Source organism: Amniculibacterium aquaticum (assembly GCF_003852705.1).
GTDB classification, from domain to species: domain Bacteria; phylum Bacteroidota; class Bacteroidia; order Flavobacteriales; family Weeksellaceae; genus Amniculibacterium; species Amniculibacterium aquaticum.
In genome coordinates this window covers 1-4,923 of record NZ_REFA01000046.1, presented here as the reverse complement: position 1 = coordinate 4,923, position 4,923 = coordinate 1, and the positions used below count along the sequence as shown (strand labels likewise).

The following is a 4,923-nucleotide window of genomic DNA, read 5'->3' as shown; positions in this document are numbered from 1 at the left end:
TTTCAAATTTTCACGCAGAAATTATTCGGCATAAAATTTATAAATCAGAAGGGTAGAGGTCAATAAATTTTCAAATTTGCAAAATCTTCAATTTGATAACGCTCCTCAAATATTACGGACAACGGTTCGGGGCTTTGCGATGGTGGGGCAATCGAAGCACAAATCTTCAATTTTGCACTAAAGTTCAACCGAAGAACAACCGTTGAACTTTGCAGTTTCGCCCCACTATTGCAAAACCCTTGTTAGCGGCTGGCATTTTAGTGTGCTGCTGATTTTGAGAAAAAATTCATTACGATAACTCCTGTCACAATTAAAATAATTCCAATAATTGCTGGAATGTCTAACGATTGCTTAAATACCACAACCGAAATTATAGCTGTCAAGACAATTCCTAAACCACCCCAAATTGCATAAGCTATTCCCAAAGGAATGGATTTTAAAGCTTGCGACAAAAAGAAAAAGCAAGCAATATATGCCACAATTGTTATCGCTGTTGGCAATAATTTTGAAAAACCGTCTGATGCTTTCATAAAGCTCGAACCTACAACTTCAAGTACGATTGATAATGATAAAAATAAATATTTCATTGTTCTTTTGTTTTAACTGATGCAAAGAAACAAAAATTAAAAAGTGCTTTTTTTGACAAATGTCAAAATCGTTATTTCTTTCTAATACGGCTCAATGTTTCTTGCGAAATACCCAAATAAGAAGCAATATGTCCTAAAGAAATTCTTTGCAAAGCTTCGGGTTGGTTTTTCAAAAGCCAATGATAACGCTGTTTTGCGGTATGTGTTTGTAATAAAAAAGAACGTTCCTCTAAAATTTTGCAATATTCTTCTGCCATTTTTCTACCAATCGTATTCATTTCCTGCGATGATTTGTAGAAACTTTCAAGGTCATTGCTTGAGATATAATATAAAGTGGTGTCTTCTAAAAACTGAATGTTTTCAATTGAAGGTTGGCTAAAAAATAATGGCATTACTGAACCTAAAATTCCGCTCTCAAAACCAAACCAAACATTAATTTCTCTTTCATTGATATTATAAAACGAACGAACAAGCCCTTTTTCAATTACGAATAAATTTGAAACAATTTGTCCTTCTTTGAGCAAAAAATCGCCTTTTTGTTTTATCAGACTTTTAATTTTTTCGTTAAGTTCTGTTTCGATTTCAGAGGTCAGATTTCCGTATTTTTTAAGTTGTTTTATGAGAGGGTTCATTCTTTGTACGGTGTTGGTTTATGCTTGCCGCTAACGGTTCTCGGCTTTGCGAAGTGGCGGATTTACAGCACAAATGTTCAATTGAAAAACTGAACCTGAACCTTGCACTACACTGTCATAGAAGCACTGAACCCGCCATTTTGCAAAACCGATGTTAGCATTAGTATTTATTCTTCAGTTCTAATATTGCCCTATTTAAAACACTGTCATTATTTGTGATAATATCATCAATTTTTGTAACTACTACTATGTTTGGTTCGATACCAACTCCTACAAATTCTTTTCCATCAGGAAAAAAATCTCTCTTAAAAGTAACTTGACCGTATCCTCCATATGGAAGGTCAAACTCTATTGAATTCCCTGTACTACCAGCCGTATTAGTACCAATAAGGTCACCTCTTCTTGCATTTATAAAAGCTACACAAAAATCTTCAGCAGCAGAAAATGTTCCTGAACCTATTAGTAAAATGATAGGCTTATCGTAAATAGTTTTGTTTTCTATTGGGTAAATCGTTCCAGCTTCATAGGTTTCCCATTCATTGGTTTCTCTTTTTCGTAATTTATAACTTGCAGTTTGAGTTGGTTTTTGTAAAAAATGCGATAAAATATAATTTGCTTGTTCTCCAGACCCTCCGCCATTTTGACGTAAGTCTATTATTAGAGAATTTGTGTTTAATAGATTTGAATAGATACTATCAAATATGGTCTTATAATTGGTCGAATAAAACGTGTTGATTTTCAAATATCCAACGTTGTTTTCTAGTTTTTTATACTCATATTCTTTGAAATCATTTATTTGTACCAATTTTCTACTAATAGTTAATGTGTCGATACTTTGGTCTTTTGAATGTTTTATTTTCAACTTTACAGAGTTTTCGATATCACCCAAAAATAAATCGTAAGTATAAGCTCTTAAATTCCTATCTTGACTTGTAGAGCTGGATATGAAAGGGAAGATATATTTACTAGCATAGATGGATATTTCGTAATCATCAATTGAGATAATTTCATCACCAACAGCTATTTTATCATTCAACGTTTCGTTTAGAACTTTCGAAACAATTAATTTTCCCTCGATAAATGTTGTACGTATAGGAATCGTATTTAGCGAATTATTAATGCTGTCTGGATACCATATCCAAGTATGTCCATCATTAAGCTTTGCGTAAAACTTGATAAGTATGCTGTAGTAATCTTTTATATCATTTGCTTCAATAACTTTTGGAATATTTTGCAAGTAAAGGCTATCCCAATCTGTATGTAATTTATCAAAATGAGGGAAATTTGTCTTTACTTTTTCCCAAGCAACGGATAGTCCATATATATTCAGAGTTGTTGACATTTCTTGTGAAAACCCACTTAAAGGAATTGACAATAACATTATTAGAATTTGCTTTTTCATATATTAATGCTAACGGTTTACGGCTTTGTGAAGTGCGGACTTTGATTATCAAGTAGTTATACAATATCTACACTTAGCAAAAAGCATTTTTCTTTTGCTAAAATACAAAAATTTGTAAAAGAAAAAGGCTTTTTGCGAATAATTTCTCAAAAAATTTCAACGCAAGATCCTAACCTCCGCATTTCACAAAACCGTCTGTTGTCCGTAGTATTTTCAATTCGAGGGCGAATTTAACTGGGTTAAATTCAGTTCGAGAAGTTGAAAATCAAGGACGACAAAGAGAAAAGAAGCGTTTTTACAAAGAAATTCCAACAGATAATTTTCGCCAAGTTAATTTCAATTTTTTACGTACACAAATTCAGGAATTCTCAACCCAATATTTGAAAATCAACAGGATAATTTTCAGCATGAATTTCAGCTCAATTTTTAAAATTTTCACGCAGAAATTATTCGGCATAAAATTCAGGAATCAGAAGGGTAGAGGTCAAAAAATTTTCAAATTTGCAAAATCTTCGATTTGATAACGCTCCTCAAATATTACGGACAACGGTTTGCGGCTTTGTGAAGTGCGGACTTTGATTATCAAGTACTTATGCAATCTCTACACCAAGCAAAAAGCCATTTTTCTTTTGCTAAAATACAAAAATTTGTAAAAGAAAAAGGCTTTTTGCGAATAATTTCTCAAAAATTTCAACGCAAGAGCCCGACCTCCGCATTTCACAAAACCGTCTGTTGTCCGTAGTATTTTCAATTCGAGGGCGAATTTAACTGGGTTAAATTCAGTTCGAGAAGTTGAAAATCAAGGACGACAAGGAGAAAAGAAGCGTGTTTCCAAAGAATTTCAGATTGATAATTTTCGCCAAGTTAATTTCAATTTTTCACGCACAAATTCAGGATTCCTCAGCCCAATATTTTAAAAATCAGCACGGTTAAAACGGAATAATTTTCAGCAAGATATTCAGCACAATTTTTCGAAAATCAACAGGATAATTTTCAGCATGAATTTCAGCACAATTTTTAAAATTTTCACATAGAAATTATTCGGCATAAAATTTAGAAATCAGAAGGGGTAGAGGTCAAAAAAAATTCAAATTTGCAAAATCTTCGATTTGATAACGCTCCTCAAATATTACGGACAACGGGAAACGTATTGCTGAAGTGCGGGCTTTTACACCTGAAATTTCTCTTAAAAACTGCACAAAGCAAAAATGTTTCCGCTGACTAAATTAATAAAAAAAATGGAAGCGAAAACATTTTTTGCGACTAAATTAACAAAACTTTCAACGCAAGAGCCTTCAATCCCGCATTTTAGCAATACGATGTTACACGACGTTTTTTATTATTTCGTTTATTGTTTTTAAACTTTCAGTTGAAGAATCTCTAATTGTTAATTTATTTTTTTTATTTTTCAAAAGTTCAGTGAAATGATTGTCCTCGTAGTTAATATCAATAACATAACCACCATATTTTAAAGTTGTTTGAGCAATTGCAATAGGTAGATTAGTTGCGCCCGAAGTTCCAACTACAAATAAAATTCCTGAATTTTTAGCAACTTTCAATGCGGAATTTCTTTTATTCGTTTTTTCATCGTAATATTCATCAAACCAAAGAACATTTGGTCTCATCCAACTTCCACATTCATTGCATTTAAGTTTCTCAATTTCTTCAGTAATCAAATTTTCATCAATGTTTTTCCCATTTATTGATTTTGGTAATTCAACTATTGATTTGCAACCGTTTGAACATTTGATTTCTCTTATGTTTCCGTGAATTTCATAAACTCTTTTTGAACCTGCTCTTAAATGTAGGCTATCTATATTTTGAGTAATTAAATGAAATCTATCAAGTAAATCATTTTCAATTTCCGCTATCAATTTATGGCTTTCATTAGGTGAAGCATTTTCAAACATTTTTTTTCGGAAAAGTGTATATTGCCATACCTCTTCAGGATTTTCTGTAAAGTATTTAAATGTTCCAAATTCTTCTGGTTTATGATATTTGGTTCCTTTAACCCAAATCCCGTCAGTTCCACGATAAGTTGGAATTCCACTTTCTGAAGAAATTCCTGCACCTGTTAAAAAAGTAAAATTATTTCGTCTATTTTTTTTATAAACTTCTGTTATTATTTTTTCTAGTTTATCTTTCATTTGCAGGATTTTTGGTAAAATGTCGTGTAACGCCTAGCAGCTTGGCTGCAGTGCGGGATTGATGGTTAAACTTTTTCTATTATCACTAAAAAAAGCCATTGCTTTTTTATGCAACTAAATTAAGAAAAATAGTGAAATAAAAAAGCAATGGCGAA

At 32.1% G+C, this 4,923-nt stretch carries 4 protein-coding genes; all 4 read right to left on the bottom strand.

The window, feature by feature from the left end; translation table 11 throughout:
• Positions 1-257 precede the first annotated feature (257 nt).
• The 4 genes from EIY84_RS11455 to EIY84_RS11440 all read right to left on the bottom strand — a co-directional run bounded on the left by EIY84_RS11455 (position 258) and on the right by EIY84_RS11440 (position 4,768).
• Positions 258-587 (bottom strand): DMT family transporter, encoded by a 330-nt coding sequence (locus tag EIY84_RS11455; protein ID WP_076386871.1) that lies wholly within the window; start codon positions 585-587, stop codon positions 258-260.
• Between the two features lie 71 nt (positions 588-658).
• Positions 659-1,219 (bottom strand): Crp/Fnr family transcriptional regulator, encoded by a 561-nt coding sequence (locus EIY84_RS11450; RefSeq protein ID WP_124643293.1) that lies wholly within the window; start codon positions 1,217-1,219, stop codon positions 659-661.
• A 160-nt stretch (positions 1,220-1,379) separates the two neighbouring features.
• The gene (locus EIY84_RS11445; protein WP_124643291.1) at positions 1,380-2,621 is read right to left on the bottom strand and encodes a S41 family peptidase; all 1,242 of its coding nucleotides are present in this window, start codon (positions 2,619-2,621) and stop codon (positions 1,380-1,382) included.
• A gap of 1,322 nt (positions 2,622-3,943) precedes the next feature.
• Complete coding sequence (locus EIY84_RS11440) at positions 3,944-4,768, bottom strand: SIR2 family NAD-dependent protein deacylase (protein ID WP_124643289.1); 825 nt, start codon at positions 4,766-4,768, stop codon at positions 3,944-3,946.
• Between the last annotated feature and the right edge of the window lie 155 nt (positions 4,769-4,923).

Excerpts from the sequence above, each read along its gene's own strand:
- EIY84_RS11455 (WP_076386871.1), bottom strand. The coding sequence starts at position 587 with ATGAAATATTTATTTTTATCATTATCAATCGTACTTGAAGTTGTAGGT.
- EIY84_RS11450 (WP_124643293.1), bottom strand. The coding sequence starts at position 1,219 with ATGAACCCTCTCATAAAACAACTTAAAAAATACGGAAATCTGACCTCT.
- EIY84_RS11445 (WP_124643291.1), bottom strand. The coding sequence starts at position 2,621 with ATGAAAAAGCAAATTCTAATAATGTTATTGTCAATTCCTTTAAGTGGG.
- EIY84_RS11440 (WP_124643289.1), bottom strand. The coding sequence starts at position 4,768 with ATGAAAGATAAACTAGAAAAAATAATAACAGAAGTTTATAAAAAAAAT.